Genomic DNA, 24,246 nt, shown 5'->3' with positions numbered 1-24,246 from the left:
AGAACGATGTTAGAAGCGCTACTAGAAGCGATAGAAACTCTGTAGCATGATGGCACTTTTATCAGGATAGAGATCAACCCCCGTCATACCCACGCCTTTCGCTAATGATTCATCACCCGATACTTGCGTTAAGTAATATTCCAGTCGCACGCTAAACTCATTACCTGCAACCGGAAAGCCATACTTCAAGCCAATAGTATAGGTTTGCAGTTCACCCAAGCGATAATCCGCAGTCATGTATTCTGGTATAGGTTGACCGTCATCAAGATAAACCCGATAGAAGTCTGCTGCTTGTTGATTATAATAACGAATATGCGGTTCAATAAAGTGGCTGTTCGCCAGCGACATACGCCATTTACTATCGATGGTATGCGAGGCCATCCCCCAATCATCCCAAAAATAACGATAACTGACATCTAATACTTGCCCAGACGGTTGCAGGTTATATTTGGTACGCCAAAACAGGCTTTGCTTGGTGCGCTGATCTGGGCGGTTTTCATAGACATAATCATTTGCCCAACCGTCGCTATCAATCACTGACAATATTTTAAACGGGTCGGTTTGATAACCGCTAACATCACTAATCGAATAGTTTAATTGCATTAGCGTCTGCCGGTTAATCACTTGCGTTAACCCCAACAGCAGATCTAAAGTTTGCTTCGTCTCACTGTCCTCTAAACGATTATCAGGATCATCGACAGGCGCTCCTGGATTAGGAATACCACCTTCTGGCTCAATGGTATCGTATGCATAAGAAAAGCCGACAGAAGCGGTGGTATTACGATTATTAAAATCACGTGCCAGCGCACTGTTAATCGATAGCGCAAGGTAATCATATTCTTTAGACACGTTTGCACCTCCAGAATAAAGCCACTGGCGGTTGAGTTGTTGTTGATATTGAGAACTGAGGGCAACGCGAGTATCTTTAAAGGTATCATCAAGCGGCGTATCACCTGCAGCCGTAGTGTAGGTTCCATTACCAGAAGGCCGGGTGAAGGTTTGCGCTCTATTTTGAGCCACTGCGCCGTTGGGTGAGGCGCCAGTAAGCACATCAATCACACCTTTAACATTGATACTACGTTCGTCATCAATTTGCTTAGTAACAGAAAGTGCACCTTCATAAGCTTGCACTTGGTCGTCACTTTCGGCATAAATAAGTAACCCCAGATCAACATCCCAGCTATCAATCTCAGAGACTTCAGGGGTAGATAGTTCGGCCATGGCAGGAGCCACCAGCGCGCATGTCGCTGCGGCAAGGGTCAGCGAAATGTTAGCAAAGGTTTTGCTCTTACACTTTAGTTGCATCCACAACCTCCACCAGCAAAACTACCGCCGCCACTAGAACCTTCTTTACTAAAATAAGTATGGTCGTCAAATCCCATTTCCATTGGGTTTTCTGCAAGCTGCATTTCCGGTTTAGCCAGCAAGTCACGCTCCCAAGGTTTGACCCCGAGTGATGAACACGCAGTTAAACTCAACATACAGGCTAATAATAAAATCCGTCTCATAAGCCGCTCCAAACATTAAATAAACTATTACTTATATAAGTTGTTTCCACTCACTTACTTCTATCAACTCTGTTCTACCTGCACATCATTACGGTAATAACGATAAGATCTCTGCTTCGTATTTGTCTAATTCGGATAATCTAAAACCAACGTGCTTATACACAATTTCACCTTGTTTATTAAGTATAAACGAATTCGGTAAACCCATGACTTCATACTGCTCCGCGACAACGCCTTGTGGGTCAAAGGCGATAGTCAGTTTATTTGGATAGCGTGTTAAGAACTTCTTCGCGAGAATTGCTTCTTGATCCATATTAATGGCGATAATTTCAAAACCTTGTTCGCCATATTTTTCAACCATTTCATCCATCCACGGGAACGAACGAATACACGGCGTACACCACGAGGCCCAGAAATCGACCAGCACAACTTTACCGCGATAATCAGCAAGGTTTATTTGGCTATTATTAACACCGGGTAATGAAAAATCAGGAGCAAGCTTTGCATTATTTTCAGCAAATACCGCGGTTGAAAAAACAACACTGATAATAATAGAAGTAGCAATAAAAAAGTCGCGAAGACGGTAACAGATAGATTGATTCATAAACTGAATTCTCAAATAGGCTGAATAGATGTCTGGCTATAATAGTGAAGTTAACTGAGGATTAGTGAAAAAAATGTTGATTATGTGAAAAACAGATATAAAAAAACGCTAACCAGTTACTATAAATAGTAATCAATTAGCGTTCTCTTGAATGGATGGCGGAGGAGGAGAGATTTGAACTCTCGAGGAGCTATTAACCCCTGCTGGTTTTCAAGACCAGTGCATTCGGCCACTCTGCCACCCCTCCGCAGCAATGGAGCGAATATTAGAGCAACCTCTTGAAGTTGTAAAGCTTTATTCATAATAACTATTACACTGCTCATTTTACGTTTAAATATCGTTCAAAAATAAACTTACAACAAAAATAATGCCATTTCTTGATCAAGAATACATCCCGAATAAATCCTAACCCAGGCGTAATAATTCTTGATCGAAATCAATACACCAAAAACAAACTTCAAGCCTAATACACAACATCTTGTGCCACTGCCAAATTCAATGCCTATATATAGTGTCACATTATGATTTTAATTTTGCCTTAAGGAGTATTTTGTGGATCTATTTGTCATCAAACGAGATGGTTGTCGTGTGCCGTTCAACATTCAATGCATACAAGACGCTATTTACGCTGCAGCTAAGTCAGTGCAACAAGAAAACCGTGATTATGCGGCCAATATGGCAAATAAAGTACACCAGCTCCTTATTCAACAAGACGTCTCTAGCGAACATGCTATTGAGATCCACACAATTCAAAACACCGTTGAAGATGTGCTGATGCAAGAAAGCAATAAACTCATTGCTCGCGCTTACATCGAATACCGTCATCAACGTGATATTGCCCGTGAAACACAGAGCATCCTGACTAACGAAATTAAAGGTCTTATTGAGCAAAGTAACGAATCACTGTTGAATGAAAATGCCAATAAAGACAGTAAAGTGATCCCAACTCAACGTGATCTACTTGCTGGTATTGTTGCCAAGCATTATGCCAAGCAACATATCTTACCGCGCGATATTGTTCATGCTCATGAAGCTGGCGACATTCATTATCACGACCTTGACTATGCCCCGTTCTTCCCGATGTTTAACTGCATGCTGATCGATCTTGATGGTATGCTGACGCGTGGATTTAAAATGGGTAATGCTGAAATTGAAACGCCAAAATCAATTACTACAGCAACCGCTGTTACCGCACAAATCATTGCACAGGTAGCCAGCCATATTTACGGTGGTACCACGATCAACCGCATTGACGAGATCTTAGCACCTTACGTGACAGCGAGCTTTGATAAAAATACCCAACTAGCCGAAGAATGGTCAATACCAAATAAAGCAGAGTTTGCACGATCACGCACTGAAAAAGAATGCTTCGATGCATTCCAGTCACTAGAATATGAAGTAAACACCTTACACACCGCAAACGGTCAAACACCCTTTGTAACTTTCGGTTTTGGTTTAGGTACTAGCTGGGAAGCACGTTTAATTCAGCAGTCAATTCTTAAAAATCGTATTGCTGGCTTAGGCAGAAACCATAAAACAGCCGTATTTCCAAAACTGGTGTTTGCCATTAAAGATGGTTTAAACCATAAATCAGAAGATGCCAATTACGATATCAAACAACTGGCACTGGAATGCTCAACTAAGCGCATGTACCCAGACATCCTAAACTATGATCAAGTCGTTAAAGTAACGGGTTCGTTTAAAACCCCGATGGGTTGCCGCAGTTTCTTAGGCACCTATGAAGAGCAAGGCAAATTAATTCATGAAGGCCGTAATAACTTAGGGGTTGTTAGTCTTAATTTACCGCGCATTGCCATTCAAGCAAAAGGGGATGAGTCACGCTTCTATCAATTATTAGATGAGCGTTTAATCCTGTGTAAGCGAGCACTCGAAACCCGTATTTCACGTCTTAAAGGAGTCAAAGCACGTGTTGCCCCTATCCTTTATATGGAAGGAGCTTGCGGCGTTAGACTAAATGCTGATGATGCCGTATTAGATATTTTCAAGCATGGTCGCGCCTCTATTTCTTTAGGCTACATCGGCTTGCACGAAGCGATTAATGCACTATTTGGTAATGCTACTCACCCTTACGATAGTGAAACCTTGCAGCAAAAAGCCATTGCCATGCTTAGCCACATGAAAACCAGTACTGAACAATGGACAGCAGAAAGCGGTTATGCGTACAGCTTATACGCCACACCGAGTGAAAACCTGTGTAGCCGCTTTGCTAAATTAGATAAGACCACGTTTGGTGATATCAAAGACGTCACAGATAAAGGCTATTACACCAACAGCTTCCATTTGGATGTTGAAAAACAAGTGAATCCATACGATAAAATTGATTTTGAAATGCCCTACCCACCTGTTAGTAGCGGCGGCTTTATCTGTTATGGCGAATACCCCAATATGCAGCACAACGTCGAAGCGTTAGAAGATGTCTGGGACTATAGCTATTCACGTGTGCCTTACTACGGTACCAATACACCTATCGATGAATGTTACGAATGTGGTTATACCGGTGAATTTAGCTGTACCAGTAAAGGCTTTACTTGTCCTAAATGCGATAACCACGACATTGCCAAGGTATCTGTAACACGTCGAGTATGTGGTTATCTAGGTAGCCCCGATGCACGTCCCTTTAACGATGGTAAACAAGAAGAAGTAAAACGCCGCGTTAAACATTTATAATGATGGAAACAATAATAACTCGTCCGACCTCAGTTTAATCAACTAGCTAGTCAATGCCTCATTGGCTAGCGTTTAAGAGTAGCTATGCATTATTCCCAATATTATCCAGTTGATGTGATCAATGGTCCAGGTACGCGTGTCACACTATTTGTCAGTGGTTGCGAGCATCAATGTAAAGGTTGTTATAACCAATCTACCTGGTCACCTCGCAATGGTTCCGTCTTTACTCAAGCGATGGAAGATAAAATAATTAATGACTTGAACGATCCACGCATACGCCGTAAGGGCTTAAGCTTAAGTGGTGGAGACCCTCTTTATCTAGGTAATCTAGAACACATATTAAAACTTGTAAAAAGAGTTAAAAAAGAATGTGTTGGAAAGAACGTATGGCTATGGACTGGCTATACTATAGAGCAACTAACACCAGAACAAAAAATGGTAGTGCAATATGTTGATTATCTAGTTGATGGTAAATTTGAGCAGTCGTTATCTGATCCAGCACTTCAGTTTAGAGGCAGTAGCAATCAACGTATTATCACTATTCTCCAAAATGAGAATATTGCCGAATTTACATATAGCATCGAAAAATAAACACCTGTAAACCATAATGAAAAGTTCACTGATACCGCTATCACGAGCAAATATTCTAATTAAAAATTATAAATTGTAAAAAAGTTAAATTCAGCATTTAATACTTTAGTGATACAAATTCACTATGGAACAAATATTCTAATCTTAAAGTCCTAGAGCACACTATTTCTTAGTTAATGAGATAGGTTGAGGGCTTAATAACCCCCTCCTTCCAAAGTCATTTAAAATTAATTATTTTTGACATTAATCACATTAAACAGCGCATCAATATAGCTAGAAAATATCCTTTTTTTATAATGTTTAAAACAAAAGTATGAATGTTTATGGTCATCGCATTAACAGAGAGCCACCAACACAATAAAACATACACATAAGGCATTGATATTAAAGTGCTAATAAAAACCGATCAATGTAACACCCCAAAAATAAACGAAAACAAATAAGACTTTGAATTAGCAATCTAAAATAAGTATTACTTTTAACTGTACGCGCCAATACTTGTTAACAAAATGTAATTAAGTACACTTTAAACTTGTAAAAAATCAGCATGATTATGATTTAAAAAAATCAAGTTTTTACACTAGCCGTTGATTATTTGTTAACAGAATTAATCATTAGATTAAACCAACAACTCGTCACATTACACTGACAGTGTGTTGTAAAACTTGCCATTTTACCAGTTACGTTAACGGCACATCATTGACATTCATTTTAATTTCAATGATATTACTACTACAAAAGTGATACACAATCATTTTAATTAACAGAAATTAAACATAGCTTAGTTAAGGATAATGGAATGAAATACTTAGTTACCGGTGGTACAGGATTTATTGGTCGTTTCTTAATTGAACGTTTAGTAGAAAGAGAAGATGCGCAAGTGTATGTATTAACTCGCCCAGGCTCAGAACACAAATTCAATGCATTACAGGATCGAGTGCATAAGAGTGTTAAAAGTCGTATCAAAATGGTTACAGGTGATATCACTAAAGCTAATTTAGGTATTGATGAACAATGGTTGGCGACACATACTGACCAAATTGACAATGTTTACCACCTTGCAGCAATCTACGATATGAAAGCAGATGCTGAATCACAAGAAACAGCAAATGTTGTTGGTACACGTAACGCAGTTGAAGCATCTGTTCACATTAAAGCGAAAAGCTTCCACCATGTTAGCTCTATTGCAGCTGCAGGTTTGTTCAACGGTACTTTTTACGAAGACATGTTTGAAGAAGCTGAAAATATGGACAACCCATATTTACGCACCAAACATATCTCTGAAAAAGTAGTGCGTGATGAATGTTCTATTCCTTTCCGCATCTACCGCCCTGGTATGGTTGTTGGTCATTCTAAAACGGGTGAAATCGACAAAGTAGATGGTCCTTACTACTTCTTCAAATTGTTGAAAAAAATCCGTGAAACAATTCCAACATGGATGCCTATGATCGGTGTTGAAGGCCGCCGCCTTAATATCGTACCGGTTGATTATGTTGCAGATGCAATTGATTACATCAGTCATAAAGAAGACGTTCATAGCAACTGTTTCCACCTTGTTGATCCAAAACCATTCAAGGTTGGTGAAGTACTAAATATCTTCGCTACTGCGGGTAACGCACCAAAAACAGCATTCCGTATTGATTCGCGTATTGCTAACTTCTTACCAGCGTCGGTACGTCAAGCTATTACTCATTTACCAGCAGTAAAACAACTTACTGAAGGTGTATTAAATGACCTTGGCATTCCAAAAGATGTATTGAACTTCCTTAACTACCCAACAAGCTTTGATGACCGTGAAACAGCACGTGCATTAGAAGGCTCAAATATTAAAGTGCCACGTTTAGATGCATATGCACCAGCGGTATGGGATTATTGGGAACGTAACCTAAATGATGACCTAATCAATGACATGACGCTGAAAGGTAATGTTAGTGGTAAAACGATTGTCATTACCGGTGCAAGTTCTGGTATTGGTGAAGCAACAGCATTAAAACTAGCACCAACAGGCGCGAAATTAATTCTTGTAGCACGTGATGTAACGAAACTAGAAGAAACACAAGCTCAAATCAAGGAACTTGGTGGCGAAGCACATATCTATTCATGTGACATTTCCAACATGGAATCATGTGATGAGTTAGTAAAGAATGTACTTGCAGAGCATAACTTTGTTGATATATTAATCAACAATGCGGGTCGTTCAATCCGTCGTTCAATTGATTTATCATTTGACCGCTTCCACGATTACGAAAGAACGATGCAGCTAAACTACTTTGGTGCGGTTCGTTTGATCATGGGCTTCTCACCAAGTATGCTAGATAATAAAAAAGGCCACGTTATCAACATATCTTCAATTGGTGTGTTAACGAATTCGCCGCGCTTCTCTGCATACGTAGCATCAAAAGCTGCACTTGATGCATTCACACGTTGTGCTGCATCAGAGTTCTCTGACCGTAACGTAAACATGACGACGATTAATATGCCGCTTGTGCGTACGCCTATGATTGGTCCAACAAAAGTATATGACAATGTACCAACACTGGCACCGTCAGAAGCTGCCGATTTAATTGTTGAAGCTATTATCCGTAAGCCTAAACGTATCGCCACTAAAGTCGGTATTATGTCTGAAGTACTTTACTCTCTGTTCCCTAAAGTAAGCGAAATCATCATGAACACGGGCTACCGTATGTTTAATGATTCAGCCGCTGCGAAAGGTAAGCTAGAAGATAAAGATGCACCAACACAAGCAAGTACCGAGCAAGTTGCATTTGCAGCTATCATGCGCGGTGTGCATTGGTAATCTAATCGGTATTATATACTAATTAGCTAATATTAAGGGACCATACTAGATACTCAAGTGTGGTCCCTTTTTTGATCTTAATTGTCACTCCGATATTGATCCAATAACCTAAAATCGTATTAAATTCAGCAATACATCCCGTCTTATCATGTTAATCTATTGTTTTCTTTAACAAGGATGTATAAGAATGAGAAGGTCTACCGGATTTACCCTCATCGAATTAATGATCACCATTTCTATCTTCGCGGTACTCGTTGGTATCGGCGTACCCAGTTACCAAAACATGGTACAACAAAGCCGTATAGACGATGCAACGGGGTTAATAAATAACACCCTCAATTACGCTAAAAGTACAGCTATGGCGCATAATCGCATGTTGTATATGACTACATCCAATAACACCCTCACTTTAGCAGCAGGCATGACTGCGGCTGCCGAGATTATCAATAATACAAAGGTGACAACGGACAGTAGTTCAACATTGTCTTTCACTGCACCTGGAACCGCTACAATCATATTTAGGGCTAATGGCACCATCGCAAAAGGTAACACCATTCGTTATTGTGCAAGTAATTCAGGTATTGAAATTGCTGTCGGTATTTATGGTGAGCCAGTCTCCACAGCGATTAGCTGTTAGTTATTTCGATTATTGATAACTAGTTTGGTATTCACAGGCTTAGCGTTAATACACTAAGCCATAAATAGAGAGCACTTTGTTAGCTAATATTAGTTGCAGGAAGCACTTCTGCGAAATCATTATCCAGCATATCTAATACACTCTCGTAACCATATTTCGGCTGCCACCCTAATTCGACTTGCGCCAAACTTGAGTCATAAACTCGGTCGATACTTTTAGGTAAATGCCAAGTTCGCTCAGCGAAGTCTTTCGCAAGTTTCGGGGCATACTCTTTTACGACATCATCACAATTTAGATAAAGCTGCTCACAACATGCCTTATTAAATGGTGTTTTTCCAGAAATGATGTAACGTTTGAACCCCGAAAGACGTTTTTCGATGGCACAAGCATGAGCATTTGCTACATCTCGTGCATCAATGCCACGCGTAAGACGATAGAGAGCCATTAGATTTGCTGGTTCAGGAAAGCAGCGAGACATTTGCAGTACAGTGACAGGTAAATTAAACAAATTTGAGATGTTTTCCAAAATTTTCTCTGCTTCTATCTTGGATTTGTGATAAATCGTTTTAGGTCTAGGAGTAACAGTTTCATTGACCCAACCTGCAACACCATCAGGTATTGAAGAAAAACCATAGAGAGCTGTAGTACTCGTAAACACAAAATGTTTAACCCCTTTTTTTACTGCTAATAGTGCTAGTTGCTCCGTTGCTTTTATGTTGATATCTTCGAATTCGACGTCGGATACCAAGCCAACATGCGGCGCATGTAATGCAGCTGTATGAACAATAACATCCACCCCCTCAGCAGCTTCAGTTAACAGGCCTATATCACGAATGTCTCCAACATAGTCTGCTGTAGAGCAAGGCGTTATATCTATTCCTACGACTTTGTGAATCTTCATCAATTTTATATAAATGGCACGTCCTACTCGACCAGCCGACCCTGTAACTAAAATTTTCAATTTTTACTACCTGTTTAAATCCAAGAGTCTATTCTATCAGCTTACGAATGGTATGGTCTTCCCCTTCGGTATTAGATTGACTAAAAAGGGGCATAAACAACTTAACGGTTTACACTAAACCCTTTCAGGAAAAATAAGTGATAGACAAAAAAAGCGGCGTTAGATTTACATCTAACGCCGCTTTCAAATTTATAACTTAATGCATGACGCGATTAGCTATAGAATTTTTTATCTTCTTTCGCCATTGCAGTAAGCATTGCACACGGCGCGAAACGCTCACCGTATTTATCTTGATGACGTTCTAGCTTGTCAACAAGTGCAGCAATACCGATTGAATCCATATAGTGGAATGGACCACCTAGGAATGGCGGGAAACCAATACCGAAGATTGCACCGATGTCGCCATCACGTGCGCTACGTAAGATACCTTCATCAAGACAACGTGCAGCTTCGTTCAGCATTAATAATACAGCACGTTCTGCAAGTGCTTTAGGATCCATAGACGCTTCAGGTTTCAGGTTAAATAGCTTGTAGATTGATTCATCAACTTGCTTTTTACCCTTCTTGGCTTTCTTACCGTATAGGTAGAAACCTTTCTCGTTCTTGCGACCTTTACGATCATCAGCCAGTAGCTTATCGAACGCAGCAGGTGCTTCAAAACGGCTACCTAGCTCTTTCGTTAAGATTGGACCGATCTTAGCACCAACATCGATACCAACTTCATCAAGAAGCGTTACAGGACCAACAGGGAAACCAAAATCAACAAGGGCTTTATCAACCGCTTCGATAGGCTCTTGTTCTAAGATAATGCGTGCAGCTTCGTTCATGTAAGGCGCAAGAATACGGTTTACATAGAAACCAGCACCATCTTTAACAACGATTGGCGTTTTGCCTTGCTTACGCGCAAATTCAACGGTTGTAGAGATAGTTTGGTCAGACGTGCCTTCATGCGTAATAATTTCAGCAAGTGGCATTTTGTCCACAGGGCTGAAGTAATGTAAACCAATTACGTTTTCAGGACGCTTCGCTTCAGATGCAATTTGCGTGATAGGTAAAGAAGACGTGTTTGATGCGAAAATAGTATTTTCGTTACAGTTAGCTTCAATATCAGCCACCATTTGGTGCTTCAATTTAAGATCTTCGAATACCGCTTCAATCACAATATCAGCACTTTTCACACCTGTGTACTCAGTCGTACCAGTGATCATAGCCAGTTGACTTTGCATATCAGCTTTAGACATAAAGCGACGTTTAACTTTCTTGTTTAGAATGTCATACGTGTATTTTTGTGCGTTAAGCAGACCTTGTGGTGCAATATCTTTAATACGCACAGGTACTTTCGCTTTAGTTGCAGTAACGTTAGCGATACCGCCACCCATTAAACCACCACCAAGTACGATTGCTTTTTTCACTTTCTTCGGTGCAACACCTTCAACGCCGTCTTCTTTCTTCATCTCTGTCGTCGCAAAGAAAATGCCACGTAGACATGCAGATTCAGATGTCATTGCTAATTCAGCAAAACGTTTTGCTTCAAGTTTTAAACCTGCTTCAAAACCTTTTTCTTGGCCTACTTTAACCACTTCTAGAATGGCTTCAGGCGCTGGGTAGTTACCACGCGTTTTAGAGAATGTTTGCTTTGCAGCTTGATCGAACATGATGTTACGACCAAATTTATTTGTCTCTAATAGCTTACCAGTAAGATCACGTTTCAATTCACGTTTGAACTTACCTTTTTTCGCTAATTTAACCGCAACTTCAAGTAATACAGTTTCTGGTACCACTTCATCAACAAGGCCCATTTTCAGCGCTTGTTTACCACGAATTTGTTTACCAGTAAGCATCAAATCAAGTGATTTAGCCACACCAACTAGACGTGGTAGACGCTGCGTACCACCACTGCCAGGTAATAGACCTAACATGACTTCTGGTACGCCTAATACTGTTTTAGTACTTTCTGTACATACACGGATATGACATGCTAGTGCTAGTTCTAAACCACCACCTAAACAAGGACCGTGGATAGCAGCAACAACAGGGATGTTTAATGCTTCCAGTTCACCCATAACGCGGTGACCTTCAAGTGATAACTTCTCTGCGTCTGCAGCTGTTTCACAGGCATCAATCATCGTCACGTCAGCACCAGCAACAAAGCTGTCTTTCTTGCCACTGATCAGAACGAGACCTTGTAGATCAGAATTTGATTTAATCTCTTTCATCAAATCAGAAATTTCATCAGCGAACTCTGCACGTAAAGTGTTCATCGTTTCGCCGGGTACGTCCATTGTTAGAACGCCAATTTTATCTTCACGGATCTCAAGTGAAAATGTTTTATCTTGCTGACTCATTACGCACTCTCCACAATCATTGCTACACCAAGACCACCAGCAGCACACGCAGCTGTTAATCCTAGACCACCACCACGACGTTTTAATTCATGTAATGTTTGCGTGATCATACGTGCACCAGTCGCTGCAAATGGGTGACCATATGCAAGTGAACCACCGAGTACATTAAACTTGCTTTCGTCAATAGTCGCAACGCGTTCTGCACGGCCTAATTTTTCTTGGGCAAACGTATCAGACTCTAGACATTTTAGGTTTGCTAATGTCTGCGCCGCAAATGCTTCATGCATATCAAACAATGCTAAATCATCGAATTTAATACCTGCACGATCTAACGCTTCAGGGATCGCATATGACGGGCCGATTAGACCATCAACATCAGCAGGTACAGCAGCATAAGCATAGCTACGAATATAACCAAGTACTTCTAGACCCAGTTCTTTCGCTCGACCTTCACTCATTAATAATACCGCCGCAGCGCCATCTGTTAGTGGCGTACTTGTTGCAGCAGTAACAGTACCGTGTTTACGATCAAATGCAGGACGCAATTTAGCGTAACCTTCAACAGCCGAGTTTTTACGAATGTTGTTATCTTCAGCAATAAATGACTTCATTGGCTCTGGATAAGCCGTCATTACTTCATCTTTTAACTTACCTTCTTCCCATGCTTTAGCTGCAAGAGAGTGAGAACGGTGAGCAAATTCATCTTGCGCTTGACGCGTAATACTATAAGACTTAGCCATTTGTTCTGCAGTCTGTCCCATCGTGATACCGGTACTGTATTCTGAAACAGCCGGTGCGACAGGTAATAAATCTTTTAAGCTTAACTGACGGGCAATCTTTAATTTATCGCTTGTAGTCTTAGCTTTGCTCAAGTTAATTAACTGATGAGCTAGTTTTTTAGATACGCCAATTGGCACAACTGAAGATGAATCAGCACCACCAGCAACACCACAGTCAATCGAACCAGCCATAATAGACTCTGTCACGTTTGAAATAGCTTGGAAACTTGTCGCACATGCACGCGATACACTGTATGCATCGGTACCGATGTCCATACCAGTGCCTAATACGATTTCACGCGCAATGTTTGGCGCTTCCGGCATTTGAACAACTTGTCCAAATACAACTTGCTGAACAATTTTAGGATCAATGTCGTTACGAGTAAGCATCTCATTAACAACCATTTTGCCTAAATCTAATGCTGGAACCCCATGAAACGCTGTTGCTTGTTTAGCAAACGGGGTACGTAATCCAGTGACCACCGCGATACGATCGCCGTTGCGGGTGGTTAGGCTTTGTGGTTTAGCCATCACTTATCCTCATTCCGTTAAGTAAGAGAGGTCAGACCTCATAAAATTAAGTCAATATTAACCTTTTGGTCACAATATTCAAACATTAGTTTGAAATTTGAGTCTTTCATCTTAGAAGTGTGACCTAAAAAAAATATTGTATGAAAAAATAATCTTAAATAGTAGTCATAACAACCTAAACAGGTTTTATCTGTAGATATATTACCCACCATTTACACGCTAAAATAGTCATTGCCAGTAAAGTTCTGTAAAACATTTTATAAACGCTATTTATAAACATTTGTAAAAGCACTCTATAAAATAAGTTTGAACTTTTACAGTCAATCAATTGTCGGTAAACTAGTGTTTATATTAACTTTATGCGATAGATAATTATGCCAAAATCAAACTTTAATCAATTAAGAGGCTACCTTAATAGCCAAATTCTTGGGCAAGAAAAACTTGTCGACAATTTATTAATCGCGCTACTCGCAGATGGTCACATCTTAGTAGAAGGTCCACCGGGGTTAGCCAAAACCCGAGCTGTTAAAGCACTTGCCGAGAGCTTGGAAGCTAACTTCCACCGCATTCAGTTCACACCTGATTTACTGCCAGCCGATTTAACCGGTACAGATATCTATCGCGCCGAAACTGGTACCTTTGATTTTCAACCTGGCCCTCTGTTTCACAACATCGTACTGGCGGACGAGATTAATCGTGCACCTGCTAAGGTACAGTCTGCGCTATTAGAAGCTATGGCCGAACAGCAGATAACCGTTGGCAACAAAACCATGTTATTACCAAAGCTATTTATGGTAATGGCGACGCAGAACCCGATTGAGCAAGAAGGTACCTATCCATTACCCGAAGCCCAGCTAGATCGCTTCATGCTACATTTGGAAATTGACTACCCAGATAAAGACACTGAATTACAAATTTTGCGTTTAACAACACAAGAAGCACAACAAAGTGCCAGTGCACCAATGACAAAAATAAGTCAGCAAGCGATCATGCAAGCGCGAACAGAAGTCCTTAACATCCACCTTGCCCCTGCGCTTGAGCATTATCTTGTCGATTTGATTATGGCAACCCGTAATCCGGATACGTTGGATGCACAGCTAGCCAGTTGGATCACGTTTGGTGCAAGTCCACGCGCAACTATTTCCCTAGCTCGTTGTGTACGCGCTCGCGCTTGGCTACACGGCCGTGACCATGTCTTACCTGAAGATATCCAGACTTGTCTATATCCGATCTTGCGCCATCGCTTATTACTAAGCTTTGAAGCTGAAGCTGACGGTATTACCGCCAACCAAGTTATTGACCGCATTTTGTCATTAATTGCATTTTCGTAAACAGAGTTAGCCTATGTCTGCAATCGAAGTGACTATAAAAGAACTACAACAATACAGCTACCAAGCTAACAGCGTGTTGGCAAGCAAGACGTTGGCAAGAGCACAACTTGCAGGCGGTCATTTGTCACCCATCAAAGGCCGCGGTATGGAGTTCAATGAGTGTCGTCAGTACCAACCTGGCGATGACATCCGCAGTATTGATTGGCGTATCACCGCTCGTACAGGTAAAACCTACAGTAAGCTGTTTAGTGAAGAAAAAGAACGCCCAGTTTATGTGCTACTTGACCTTTCATCGAGCATGTATTTTGGTAGTCAGTATCGATTAAAATCGGTACAGGCTTGCCACCTAACCGCATTACTGGCTTGGGCAACAAAGCACAAAAGTGATCGTGTTGGCGGTATTATCATTGGTGAGTTCGGCCATAAAGAATTAAAACCCCAACGCCAACAGCGCGGTATTATGCAGTTACTTAATGAAACCGTAGCCCTACATAACGCACAACTTAGCCATAAAAAATTAGCCAGTGACAACAACGTTGCAACGCCAGAATCGCTGGCTGGGGCCCTCACCCGCTTACGTATACTGTGTAAAACCGGTAGTCACATCATGATCATCAGTGATTTCCTTAATCTCGATGACAAGGCGCAAAAGCAATTGGCATTACTAAAACGTCATAATGAAATTGAAGCCTGGCAAATATTTGATCCTTTAGAACTGTCTCTGCCTGAGATTAGCGCGAATGTACGTCTTGCGGTATCAGACGGTCAGCAGCACGGTTTTGTTAGTCCAGGTGATGCGAACAGCCGTCAGAAATATCAGCAACATGCCGATATTAAACAACAGGCATTAAGACAAGTAATGAACCGGTATGGTATTCGCCATCATAAAATCAGTAGCGGTGAGTCATTACTTAGCCAGATCAAAAGTAAGGGTAAATAAAGCGCATGGATCCGTTAGCACAATTAAAAGATATTCATTTACCCGCGCCAGTATCTGCTTGGCCGCTATCACTGTATTGGTGGTTGGTTATTATCGTGATTGTATTAATCATCGGTTTAGGTATTTATGCTGTATTGCAGTACATTAAAAAAACCAAATTAACCCGCTTAGCATTAGCTGAATTAGCCCTATTACAGCAGCAAGGTTGTGAAGTAAATGAGCTACACCATCTTCTTAAACGCATTGTACTGTCGAGTTTTCCCCGTGAAACTGCGGCATCACTACACGGCGACGCATGGCTGAAATTCCTCGATCAACAAGCCAGTACCAATAAACATGCTTTCAATGCATTCTCAACTAACGCCGCGGCATGGACGCTAGACTTATACAGTGCCAAGCCAAACATGCTAGCTGAATTAATACACTTTAAAACATGCCAAGACTGGATCAAGAAAACCTCGCTTATGCCTGTAGATTACAAAATGAAGAGCAGCATTAAAAACAGATCGGAGAACACCCATGTTTGAATTTAATTGGCCTTGGTTGTTAATCCTATTACCTTTACCCGCCCTGATTCGCTTTTTTAGCCCCGCAGGTCAAGCGCAGACACCATTAGTATTACCAAACCTACCTTACATTGAGACAGCGACAAGCACTGTAAGTCAAAAGTCTCATACCATCTGGCCATTAAGCTTAATGTGGTTATGCTTGGTGATCGCAGCGGCACGCCCTATGTGGATAGGCGAACCACAATCTATTCCTCAACAAGGCCGTGAAATGATGCTAGCAGTGGATCTATCAGGTTCAATGCAAGTTGAAGATATGCAAATTAATAACCGCATGGTAGATCGTTTATCACTGGTAAAAGCCGTCGTTGCTGATTTTATCCAACAACGTAAAGGCGATCGTGTCGGGCTTATCTTCTTCGCTGATAATGCTTATTTACAAGCTCCACTGACGTTTGACTTAAAAACAGTGAGTGGTTATATGCAACAAGCTGTTCTCGGCTTAGTTGGTGAACAAACCGCGATTGGTGAAGGCATAGGTTTAGCGCTAAAACGCTTTGACCAGGCTGACAACCCTCAAAAGGTATTGATACTACTCACTGATGGCCAAAATAACGCAGGTGAAGTGAAACCACTTGAAGCCGCTAAATTTGCTCAAGAGCAAGGTGTTAAAATCTACACGATCGGTGTCGGCGCGGATGCTTATTACAAACGTACTATATTCGGTAATCAGAAAGTAGACCCATCCCGAGATTTAGATGAAACAACATTAAAGACCATCGCACAGCAGACTGGCGGCCAATACTTCCGAGCTCGAGATGCAGAGAGCTTAGCGGCGATTTATGCTGAACTCGATAAACTAGAGCCTGTTGAACAAGCACAGCAACAATTTAGGCCACAAACCGATCTATTCCATTGGCCTTTAGCAATTGCACTGTTGTTGTCAATTTTCGCCTGCTATTTACGTCAAGGGCTTTCTTTAGGTCAAGCTCAACTATTTACATCAGGAAAACGCCATGACTGATTTTATGTTATTACGTCCATTATGGTTATTGGCACTATTACCACTCATTGCACTTGCTTGGTATTTTCGTAAAAATGATCAAGCGAAAGGCTGGCATACAGTACTGTCACCTGAAATTGCTACATTCTTATTATCCCAGCATCAACCAACAACAAAATCGAATAACGTCTTTATCCCACTCGTTTGTATTTGGGTGCTGACCACAATTGCATTATCAGGCCCGAGCTTTAGTTATACCGAGCGCCCTGTTGCGAGTATCTCACAAGCTAAAGTCATGGTATTAGACATGTCGCTATCAATGCGTGCAACCGATCTAAAACCGAATCGTTTGGCACAATTACGCTTTAAAAGCACTGATATCCTGAGTGCGGTCAAAGAAGGTGAAATAGGTTTAGTAGCATACGCTGGTGATGCATTTGTTATATCACCACTCACCACAGACACAAGTACCCTTCTAAATTTGTTGCCAAACTTGTCTCCAGAAATTATGCCAGTAAGAGGCTCGAAACCAACCGCGGGTATTCGCCAGGCAATTGAGTTACTCACCAACGCAGGTTATCAGCAAGGACAAATATTGCTCGTCACCGATGGTATAAATACAGCTCAAGCAGACAGTATCAACGCATTATTAGCAGACACAGATTACAGTTTATCAATTCTTGGTCTCGGCACAGAACAAGGCGCGCCGATTAAACTCAGTGATGGCCAATTGCTTAAAAACAATCAAGGCACCATTGTCGTACCGCAACTTGATGCTCGCCTATTAAAAGACACGGCAAAAACGAATTCAGGACAAGTGCAAGTGATCACCCATGGTAGCCAGCCGCTCAATGATTTATTCAATCACCCTTTAAACTTTGGCAACAATCAGAAAACAGCACTTACCACAGAGCAACGTAATGATGATGGCATTTGGTTACTGCCTTTGATTGCCTTATTAGCAGCATTTAGCTTTCGTAAGCAACTGTTTTTCAGTTTTTTTCTAGTATTCTTACTACAACCAGAACCAAGCTATGCGGCAGACACATCTATATGGAAAAACAATAACGAAAACGGTGCCATATTGTATCAAGACAAACAGTACCAACAATCAGCAGACACCTTTTCGGATCCTAATTGGCAAGCTAGCGCCCTGTATAAGGCTGGTGAATATCAGCAAGCTATCGACCTGTGGGCGGATGATAACAGCAGTGATGCTTTATATAATCAAGGGAATGCCTTAATGCAACTAGGCAATATTGATAAAGCAACCAAGGCTTATGAGCAAGCGTTAAAATTAGATCCTGAAAATAGCGATGCTAAAAGTAATCTTGAACTCGCCAAGCAAATGAAACAGCAGCAAAAGCCACAACAGGGTGATAAAGGTAAAGACGGTAAAAAACCACAAGACAGTCAAAACCAACAAGACAGTCAGAGCCAGCAAGACAGTCAGAGCCAGCAAGGCAGTCAGAGCCAGCAAGACAGTCAGAACCAACAAGACAGTCAGAGCCAACAAGACAGTCAGAGCCAACAAGACAGTCAGAGCCAACAAGACAGTCAGAGCCAGCAAGACAGTCAGAGCCAGCAAGACAGTCAGAGCCAGCAAGACAGTCAGAGCCAGCAAGACAGTCAGAACCAACAAGACAGTCAGAACCAACAAGACAGTCAGAACCAACAAGACAGTCAGAACCAACAAGACAGTCAGAACCAGCAAGATGATCAAGATAACACTGGTTTAGCAGGTCAGGACGATGAAAGTAATGAAAATACAGAGGAAGGTAGCAATCAAGGGTTATCAGCAGCACAACAAACGCCATTAGAACAAGAGCAACAACAACGCTTACAAAAATGGCTGCGGAATATCCCAGATGATCCGTCGTTATTATTAAGAAACAAAATGTATATAGAAAGTCAGCAACGTAATGCTGAATCAAATCAGCAAAACAGTTCGGAGCAAATATGGTAAAGGCAGTACAAACACATCGCCACGATTCTAAACTCTCACTCATGGCGAGCATGCTCATGATTGCAAGCTTGCTATTCACGTTTAGCTTTCAGGCTAATGCAGCATTAAAAATGATTGCATCTGTTAATCAAAACCCTATCGTGCAAGGCAACAGCTTCATCCTTGAGATCCGTGCCAATGAAAGTATCAGCGCCAGTGATTGGGATAATTCAGCACTCCTAGCAGATTTTGTCGTGGGTAGAACATCGACAAGCAGCCAAACCTCTTATATCAATGGTAAGAAATCTCATATAACAACATTCACAACGGTATTAATGGCACGTAACGTTGGTAATTATACTATCCCTGCATTTAGCATTGATGATGCGACAACCAAAGCAATTAGCATAAACGTCATTTCACCTTCCACTGCGGATGAACGTGGTCTTAATAATCGAAATATAGAATTGAAGGTCAATGTAGCCGATAAAGCCGTCTATGTCGGACAGCAGTTTATTTACACAACCACCTTATACATCGCGCAGAATACCGAAATGCAAGCCGGTAACATTACCGAACCAGAAGTGGCTGATGGCACAGTTAAACAAATAGGTAAGGATGAAAACGGCAGTGAAATAATTAACGGCCGTCGTTATCAAACTATCACCCGCCAATTTGCCATTACCATCAATACTGCAGGCGTAAGTGTTATCACGCCGAGTCGATTTGAAGGTCAAGTGAGTACCGCTAAACGAGGTTATCGTTCAGGTCCTGCGACCCCTGTTATTATCCAAGCTAAAACGGTAAATTTAAACATACAAGCACAACCCGCAACCTATAAAGGCGAATGGTTAGTCAGTGACTTTGTGCAATTAAACGAAGAGCTACAACCATTACAAGATACCTATCAACAAGGTGAACCAATAACTCGGACTATTACCTTAACCGCTGCTAATATAGCTAAATCTGCCCTGCCTGATTTAGCTATCACTTGGCCTAAAACCGTTAAAATCTACCCTGATAAACCGCAATTAACCAGCTTCGCACAACAAGGGAATTATTTCGCGCAACAAGTACTTAGCTTTGCGATTATTCCAAATCAAGTGGGTGAACTGACATTACCGGAGGTATCTGTACCCTGGTTTAATAACAAGAGCCAACAACAAGAATGGGCAACCCTACCAGCTAAAACGGTCACTGTCGTAGCCAATGAAAATAATGCAGCCATGATCAACGGTGCTAACGACATCGATGCTCAAGCAAGCTCAACAATGAATAACGACAAGCCAAATATACAAGCTCCACCAGCAGCAACAGGATCACCGGTATGGCGTTGGTTAACCTTTATCTTTGCCGGACTTTGGCTATTAACTTGTGTTACCTGGTTTATGTTGCGTAATAATCAGCTGCAGGCTGCGAAGCTAAGTTCGAATTCACAGGCGCCTGATACAACGACACCCGATAATGTTTGGCCACAATTAAAGTCGGCACTAAAAAGCAATGACGCACAGCAAAGTAGTTTGCTATTACATGCTTGGTTTAAACAACAATATCCCGAGATAAAAAATCCAGATCTAGCCTCACTACCTATCAATGTCGAATGCCAGCAAGCTTGCCAAGCATTATTTAGCTTTAATTATGGTAAAGCAACGAAATCATCAAGCTGGAATGGCGAGCAATTACTAACACAATTAGCCAAGTTAAGAGGCTCAAAACAAGCAGTAACAAAAACACAACAATCAAGTATTCAAGCTCAGCTAAATCCATAATGCTTTACATATAATAAAACCGATTGGCGTCATTCAATGGCGCCAACTTCGTTTATGAAAATAACAACACGCCCAAAATGTTCGAATTCGAACATAAAAAGCACGACAACAAATGCTCGAACATTAAACAACCCCTCTCGAATATGAAAATAATAGATTCATATGAGCAATTAGAGCTTTCATCTGAAAGCTTACTCGCATTAACTGAAAGTTAACAAGTGAATCTACAAATTACATACATTTATCTATTGCCCGCACTGGAAATCCACCTTAAAAAGGCGCAAACTAGATTCAGTTATCGGATTTAATTATTGCTTTATTAGGGAATTGGAATGTCTATACATAAAACACTTGGTGAGTTCATCGTTGAGAATCAAACTGATTTTCCGCATGCTAAAGGTGAATTAACAGCATTATTAAGTTCAATCAAACTTGCTGCTAAAATTGTAAACCGTGAAATCAACAAAGCTGGTCTAGTTGATATTACCGGTGCAAGTGGCATTGAAAACATCCAAGGCGAAGAACAGCAAAAACTCGATATGTATGCCAACGAAGTATTTAAAAATGCTTTGATCGCACGTGGTGAAGTTTGTGGTATTGCTTCTGAAGAAGAAGATCACTATGTATTTTTCGACAATCAAAACAGCCGTAACGCTAACTACGTTGTATTAATGGATCCGCTAGATGGTTCATCAAACATCGATGTAAATGTTTCCGTAGGTACAATTTTCTCTATCTACCGCCGCATCTCTCCAGTTGGCGGTCCTGTATCAATGGATGACTTCTTACAAGTTGGCCGTAAACAAGTCGCTGCTGGTTATGTTGTATATGGTTCATCTACTATGCTGGTATTTACAACCGGTAATGGCGTTCATGGTTTCACTTACGATCCATCAATCGGTGTGTTCTGCTTATCTCACGAAGCAATGACTTTCCCTAAATCAGGAAAAATCTACTCGATTAATGAAGGTAACTACAGCAAATTCCCAATGGGTGTTAAAAAGTACATTAAGTATTGCCAAGAAGAAGATGACACAACGAACCGTCCTTACACATCTCGTTATATCGGTTCTTTGGTTTCTGACTTCCATCGTAACCTACTTAAAGGTGGCATCTACATTTACCCACAAACAGCGCAAGCACCAACGGGTAAACTACGCTTATTATACGAGTGCAATCCTATGGCTTTCCTTGCTGAACAAGCTGGTGCATTAGCGACAGACGGTTACACTCCAATTCTAGATCTAAAACCAACAGAGTTACACCAACGTGTACCTTTCTTCACTGGTTCTGTAGATATGATGGATACAGCACATCAGTTTATGGCTGAGTACAAAGATAAGTAGTACGATAAATAGAAAAGAAGAAGCTTAATGCGGCTCCTTTAAAGTTACTTTTTAAGTAATACATTAGTTATACCTAAGCCACGTCATCCTCTATTGAGAAGATGACGTGGCTTTTTTCGTTATAAGGATTTGTGTGTATTATAAACAACAAGATAGTAAAACGTGACAGACGTGACACTTACCAATAAATAGTCTCAAAAAACATTGACACGGTAGTTTGATCAAGATCACACTTTTGAACATTATCTTTGACAGGATCAAGATAAGAATAACTACTCTAATTAATTTTATTCCGATAACAATTTAATAACAACACGTGTACGCTCAAATAAATCATTTTATTTCAACACCTTAAATAAAAAACAACCTCCAACTATTTTTAACTAGAAACGTCAAGTCTTAATAATCAAACAGTACACCTTGTGATTTTTCTTAATTACAAAGCATGAACAAGCAGTTACTATTTACTCATACTAGCAACTACTGGTCTGACCTGATTACTTTAGAGGTAAACAAAAGGAACTTTGTTTTCTATTAGTAAGCAATATCAGTAGCGAGTTACACAAAATAAAACTTATAAAAATGAGTAATTAACTATGTCTAAATTTCAAAAAACAACGCTTGCTACAGCCCTACTGCTGGTAACTGCACAATCTTCTGCTGCAGGTTTCCAAGTGAGCGAACATTCAGCATCTGGTCTTGGACGAGCTTTTGCTGGTGAAGCAGCCGTTGCTGATAATGCATCTGTTCTAGCACGTAACCCGGCAGCAATGTCACGCTTTAAACAAGCTGAGTTATCAATTGTCGGCTCTTATGTTGAACCAAATGTTGATATTACAGGTACCACAGATTCAGTATTAGGTGGTGGTAGAGATATAAGCAGTTTAGATTCTGATGATATCGTACATAGTGCTTTTGTTCCGGCAGCTTATTTTATTCAGCCAATCAATGATAAATTTGCAGTTGGCGTTGGTCTATTCTCGACTTATGGTGTAACAACTGAGTTTGAAGACGATTATGCTGCAGGAGCAGCTGGCGGAACAACTGATCTATTGACTTTAAACATCAACCCAAGTGTATCTTTCAAAGCAACGGATAAGCTTAGCCTAGGGTTAGGCATAAGCGTTGTTTACGGTTCAGCAACAGTTGAACGTAACTACGGTGATCTAGATGCAGATCCAAGTAGATCTCTTTTTCTCTTAGAAGGTGATGCATGGGCTCTTGGTTGGAATACTGGCGCATTGTATGAAATTAATGAAAACAATCGCATTGGTCTAGCTTATCGATCTCAGGTTGATCTTGATTTTGAAGGCGACTTTACAGGTGCTACAAGTAATGATAAAAAGGTAAGTGCGACACTTGACCTTCCGTTACCAGCAACAGCCGAATTCTCTGGATATCATGCATTAACAGAATCATTTGCCGTATCATACAGTGTGCTTTGGACACAGTGGAGTAAATTTGAAGAACTTAAAGCAACAAGTTCATCTTGCCTCGCTGGCGAATGTTTCCTAAAAGAAGAAAGTTTTGATGACAATATGCGCTATTCAGTTGGCGCAGAATACACAATAGATAAAGTTGTACTACGTGCAGGTTTCGCTCTAGATGAATCAGCAGGCGAAACAACGCTTAGTATTCCTGAATCAGACCGTTTATGGTATACCGCTGGTGTGACTTACACTGTAAGCAACAACTTGAGCGTTGATTTTGCTGTTGCATACATAGATGTTGAATCCGTTGAATTTACAGAAACAACTAAGCCAGGGACTAGCCCAACGCCAGATATTACATACGGCTTTAAATCTTCTGGTGATGCAATCATTGCTTCAGCTCAAGCAAACTACCGTTTCTAATACTGCTTAGATAGTCATATAAATATCTAAATACAGTAAATAAAATAGCGCCTTAAGGCGCTATTTTTATTTTCTACTAACCTTAAAATAAAGCATTATTTTAAGGGAATAA

Annotated in this window: 18 protein-coding genes and 1 tRNA gene; 12 read left to right on the top strand and 7 right to left on the bottom strand. The window is 40.8% G+C overall.

The genetic code is table 11. From position 1 onward, the window contains the following. Positions 1-21 precede the first annotated feature (21 nt). From JFU56_RS10290 to JFU56_RS10275, 4 genes are all read right to left on the bottom strand, one after another. Positions 22-1,305, bottom strand: a complete 1,284-nt coding sequence (locus JFU56_RS10290) for a DUF3570 domain-containing protein (RefSeq protein ID WP_198437201.1) — start codon at positions 1,303-1,305, stop codon at positions 22-24. After that, positions 1,296-1,508: a DUF4266 domain-containing protein gene (locus JFU56_RS10285; protein ID WP_198437200.1), complete on the bottom strand. Its 213-nt coding sequence runs from the start codon at positions 1,506-1,508 to the stop codon at positions 1,296-1,298. The genes JFU56_RS10290 and JFU56_RS10285 overlap by 10 nt, the downstream gene beginning before the upstream one ends. Positions 1,509-1,596: 88 nt before the next feature. Next, positions 1,597-2,112 (bottom strand): TlpA disulfide reductase family protein, encoded by a 516-nt coding sequence (locus tag JFU56_RS10280; protein WP_198437199.1) that lies wholly within the window; start codon positions 2,110-2,112, stop codon positions 1,597-1,599. A 156-nt stretch (positions 2,113-2,268) separates the two neighbouring features. Beyond that, positions 2,269-2,359, bottom strand: a tRNA-Ser gene (locus tag JFU56_RS10275). 305 nt (positions 2,360-2,664) lie between these two features. Between JFU56_RS10275 and nrdD the strand changes: the two genes are divergently transcribed. The 4 genes from nrdD (at position 2,665) to JFU56_RS10255 (ending at position 8,825) form a co-directional block, all read left to right on the top strand. After that, positions 2,665-4,800, top strand: coding sequence for an anaerobic ribonucleoside-triphosphate reductase (gene nrdD, locus JFU56_RS10270; RefSeq protein ID WP_198437198.1), 2,136 nt, complete (start codon positions 2,665-2,667; stop codon positions 4,798-4,800). Positions 4,801-4,884: 84 nt separating this feature from the next. Next, a complete protein-coding gene (gene nrdG / locus JFU56_RS10265) occupies positions 4,885-5,391 on the top strand; it encodes an anaerobic ribonucleoside-triphosphate reductase-activating protein (protein WP_198437197.1) in 507 nt (168 codons plus the stop codon). Positions 5,392-6,190: 799 nt separating this feature from the next. Next, positions 6,191-8,188, top strand: coding sequence for an SDR family oxidoreductase (locus JFU56_RS10260; RefSeq protein WP_198437196.1), 1,998 nt, complete (start codon positions 6,191-6,193; stop codon positions 8,186-8,188). Between the two features lie 187 nt (positions 8,189-8,375). Beyond that, entirely contained in the window at positions 8,376-8,825 is a 450-nt protein-coding gene (locus JFU56_RS10255) for a GspH/FimT family pseudopilin (protein ID WP_198437195.1), read from the top strand. A 79-nt stretch (positions 8,826-8,904) separates the two neighbouring features. Here JFU56_RS10255 and JFU56_RS10250 read toward each other — a convergent pair whose 3' ends face one another. From JFU56_RS10250 to fadI, 3 genes are all read right to left on the bottom strand, one after another. Further along, positions 8,905-9,786 carry an NAD(P)-dependent oxidoreductase gene (locus JFU56_RS10250; RefSeq protein ID WP_198437194.1) on the bottom strand — a complete coding sequence of 294 codons (882 nt, stop codon included), beginning with the start codon at positions 9,784-9,786 and terminating at the stop codon, positions 8,905-8,907. A gap of 212 nt (positions 9,787-9,998) precedes the next feature. Next, entirely contained in the window at positions 9,999-12,131 is a 2,133-nt protein-coding gene (fadJ, locus tag JFU56_RS10245) for a fatty acid oxidation complex subunit alpha FadJ (protein ID WP_198437193.1), read from the bottom strand. Then, the gene (fadI, locus tag JFU56_RS10240) at positions 12,131-13,441 is read right to left on the bottom strand and encodes an acetyl-CoA C-acyltransferase FadI (RefSeq protein WP_198437192.1); all 1,311 of its coding nucleotides are present in this window, start codon (positions 13,439-13,441) and stop codon (positions 12,131-12,133) included. Before fadI ends, fadJ begins: the two co-directional genes overlap by 1 nt. Positions 13,442-13,815: 374 nt before the next feature. Between fadI and JFU56_RS10235 the strand changes: the two genes are divergently transcribed. From JFU56_RS10235 to JFU56_RS10200, 8 genes are all read left to right on the top strand, one after another. Continuing rightward, positions 13,816-14,772, top strand: coding sequence for a MoxR family ATPase (locus JFU56_RS10235; protein WP_198437191.1), 957 nt, complete (start codon positions 13,816-13,818; stop codon positions 14,770-14,772). A 13-nt stretch (positions 14,773-14,785) separates the two neighbouring features. Continuing rightward, a complete protein-coding gene (locus JFU56_RS10230; protein WP_198437190.1) occupies positions 14,786-15,712 on the top strand; it encodes a DUF58 domain-containing protein in 927 nt (308 codons plus the stop codon). 5 nt (positions 15,713-15,717) lie between these two features. Then, positions 15,718-16,239, top strand: a complete 522-nt coding sequence (locus JFU56_RS10225; protein ID WP_198437189.1) for a DUF4381 domain-containing protein — start codon at positions 15,718-15,720, stop codon at positions 16,237-16,239. Next, positions 16,232-17,242 carry a VWA domain-containing protein gene (locus tag JFU56_RS10220; protein ID WP_198437188.1) on the top strand — a complete coding sequence of 337 codons (1,011 nt, stop codon included), beginning with the start codon at positions 16,232-16,234 and terminating at the stop codon, positions 17,240-17,242. The genes JFU56_RS10225 and JFU56_RS10220 overlap by 8 nt, the downstream gene beginning before the upstream one ends. After that, positions 17,235-19,187 (top strand): VWA domain-containing protein, encoded by a 1,953-nt coding sequence (locus JFU56_RS10215; RefSeq protein ID WP_198437187.1) that lies wholly within the window; start codon positions 17,235-17,237, stop codon positions 19,185-19,187. The genes JFU56_RS10220 and JFU56_RS10215 overlap by 8 nt, the downstream gene beginning before the upstream one ends. After that, positions 19,181-20,935 (top strand): BatD family protein, encoded by a 1,755-nt coding sequence (locus JFU56_RS10210; RefSeq protein WP_198437186.1) that lies wholly within the window; start codon positions 19,181-19,183, stop codon positions 20,933-20,935. The genes JFU56_RS10215 and JFU56_RS10210 overlap by 7 nt, the downstream gene beginning before the upstream one ends. Positions 20,936-21,267: 332 nt before the next feature. After that, entirely contained in the window at positions 21,268-22,281 is a 1,014-nt protein-coding gene (gene fbp, locus JFU56_RS10205) for a class 1 fructose-bisphosphatase (RefSeq protein WP_198437185.1), read from the top strand. Positions 22,282-22,877: 596 nt separating this feature from the next. After that, positions 22,878-24,134: an OmpP1/FadL family transporter gene (locus JFU56_RS10200; protein WP_198437184.1), complete on the top strand. Its 1,257-nt coding sequence runs from the start codon at positions 22,878-22,880 to the stop codon at positions 24,132-24,134. Positions 24,135-24,246 lie beyond the last annotated feature (112 nt).

The organism is Moritella sp. F3, from assembly GCF_015082335.1.
In the GTDB taxonomy this organism is placed as follows: Bacteria; Pseudomonadota; Gammaproteobacteria; order Enterobacterales; family Moritellaceae; genus Moritella.
This window is presented reverse-complemented; position numbering and strand designations above follow the sequence as displayed.

What these genes read in the sequence shown, in the direction of transcription:
- JFU56_RS10235 (WP_198437191.1), top strand. Translation starts at nt 13,816, where the DNA reads ATGCCAAAATCAAACTTTAATCAATTAAGAGGCTACCTTAATAGCCAA.
- JFU56_RS10215 (WP_198437187.1), top strand. Translation starts at nt 17,235, where the DNA reads ATGACTGATTTTATGTTATTACGTCCATTATGGTTATTGGCACTATTA.
- fbp (WP_198437185.1), top strand. Translation starts at nt 21,268, where the DNA reads ATGTCTATACATAAAACACTTGGTGAGTTCATCGTTGAGAATCAAACT.
- JFU56_RS10230 (WP_198437190.1), top strand. Translation starts at nt 14,786, where the DNA reads ATGTCTGCAATCGAAGTGACTATAAAAGAACTACAACAATACAGCTAC.
- JFU56_RS10280 (WP_198437199.1), bottom strand. Translation starts at nt 2,112, where the DNA reads ATGAATCAATCTATCTGTTACCGTCTTCGCGACTTTTTTATTGCTACT.
- fadJ (WP_198437193.1), bottom strand. Translation starts at nt 12,131, where the DNA reads ATGAGTCAGCAAGATAAAACATTTTCACTTGAGATCCGTGAAGATAAA.
- JFU56_RS10285 (WP_198437200.1), bottom strand. Translation starts at nt 1,508, where the DNA reads ATGAGACGGATTTTATTATTAGCCTGTATGTTGAGTTTAACTGCGTGT.
- JFU56_RS10225 (WP_198437189.1), top strand. Translation starts at nt 15,718, where the DNA reads ATGGATCCGTTAGCACAATTAAAAGATATTCATTTACCCGCGCCAGTA.
- JFU56_RS10290 (WP_198437201.1), bottom strand. Translation starts at nt 1,305, where the DNA reads ATGCAACTAAAGTGTAAGAGCAAAACCTTTGCTAACATTTCGCTGACC.
- JFU56_RS10255 (WP_198437195.1), top strand. Translation starts at nt 8,376, where the DNA reads ATGAGAAGGTCTACCGGATTTACCCTCATCGAATTAATGATCACCATT.
- JFU56_RS10260 (WP_198437196.1), top strand. Translation starts at nt 6,191, where the DNA reads ATGAAATACTTAGTTACCGGTGGTACAGGATTTATTGGTCGTTTCTTA.
- JFU56_RS10200 (WP_198437184.1), top strand. Translation starts at nt 22,878, where the DNA reads ATGTCTAAATTTCAAAAAACAACGCTTGCTACAGCCCTACTGCTGGTA.
- JFU56_RS10210 (WP_198437186.1), top strand. Translation starts at nt 19,181, where the DNA reads ATGGTAAAGGCAGTACAAACACATCGCCACGATTCTAAACTCTCACTC.
- JFU56_RS10220 (WP_198437188.1), top strand. Translation starts at nt 16,232, where the DNA reads ATGTTTGAATTTAATTGGCCTTGGTTGTTAATCCTATTACCTTTACCC.
- nrdG (WP_198437197.1), top strand. Translation starts at nt 4,885, where the DNA reads ATGCATTATTCCCAATATTATCCAGTTGATGTGATCAATGGTCCAGGT.
- fadI (WP_198437192.1), bottom strand. Translation starts at nt 13,441, where the DNA reads ATGGCTAAACCACAAAGCCTAACCACCCGCAACGGCGATCGTATCGCG.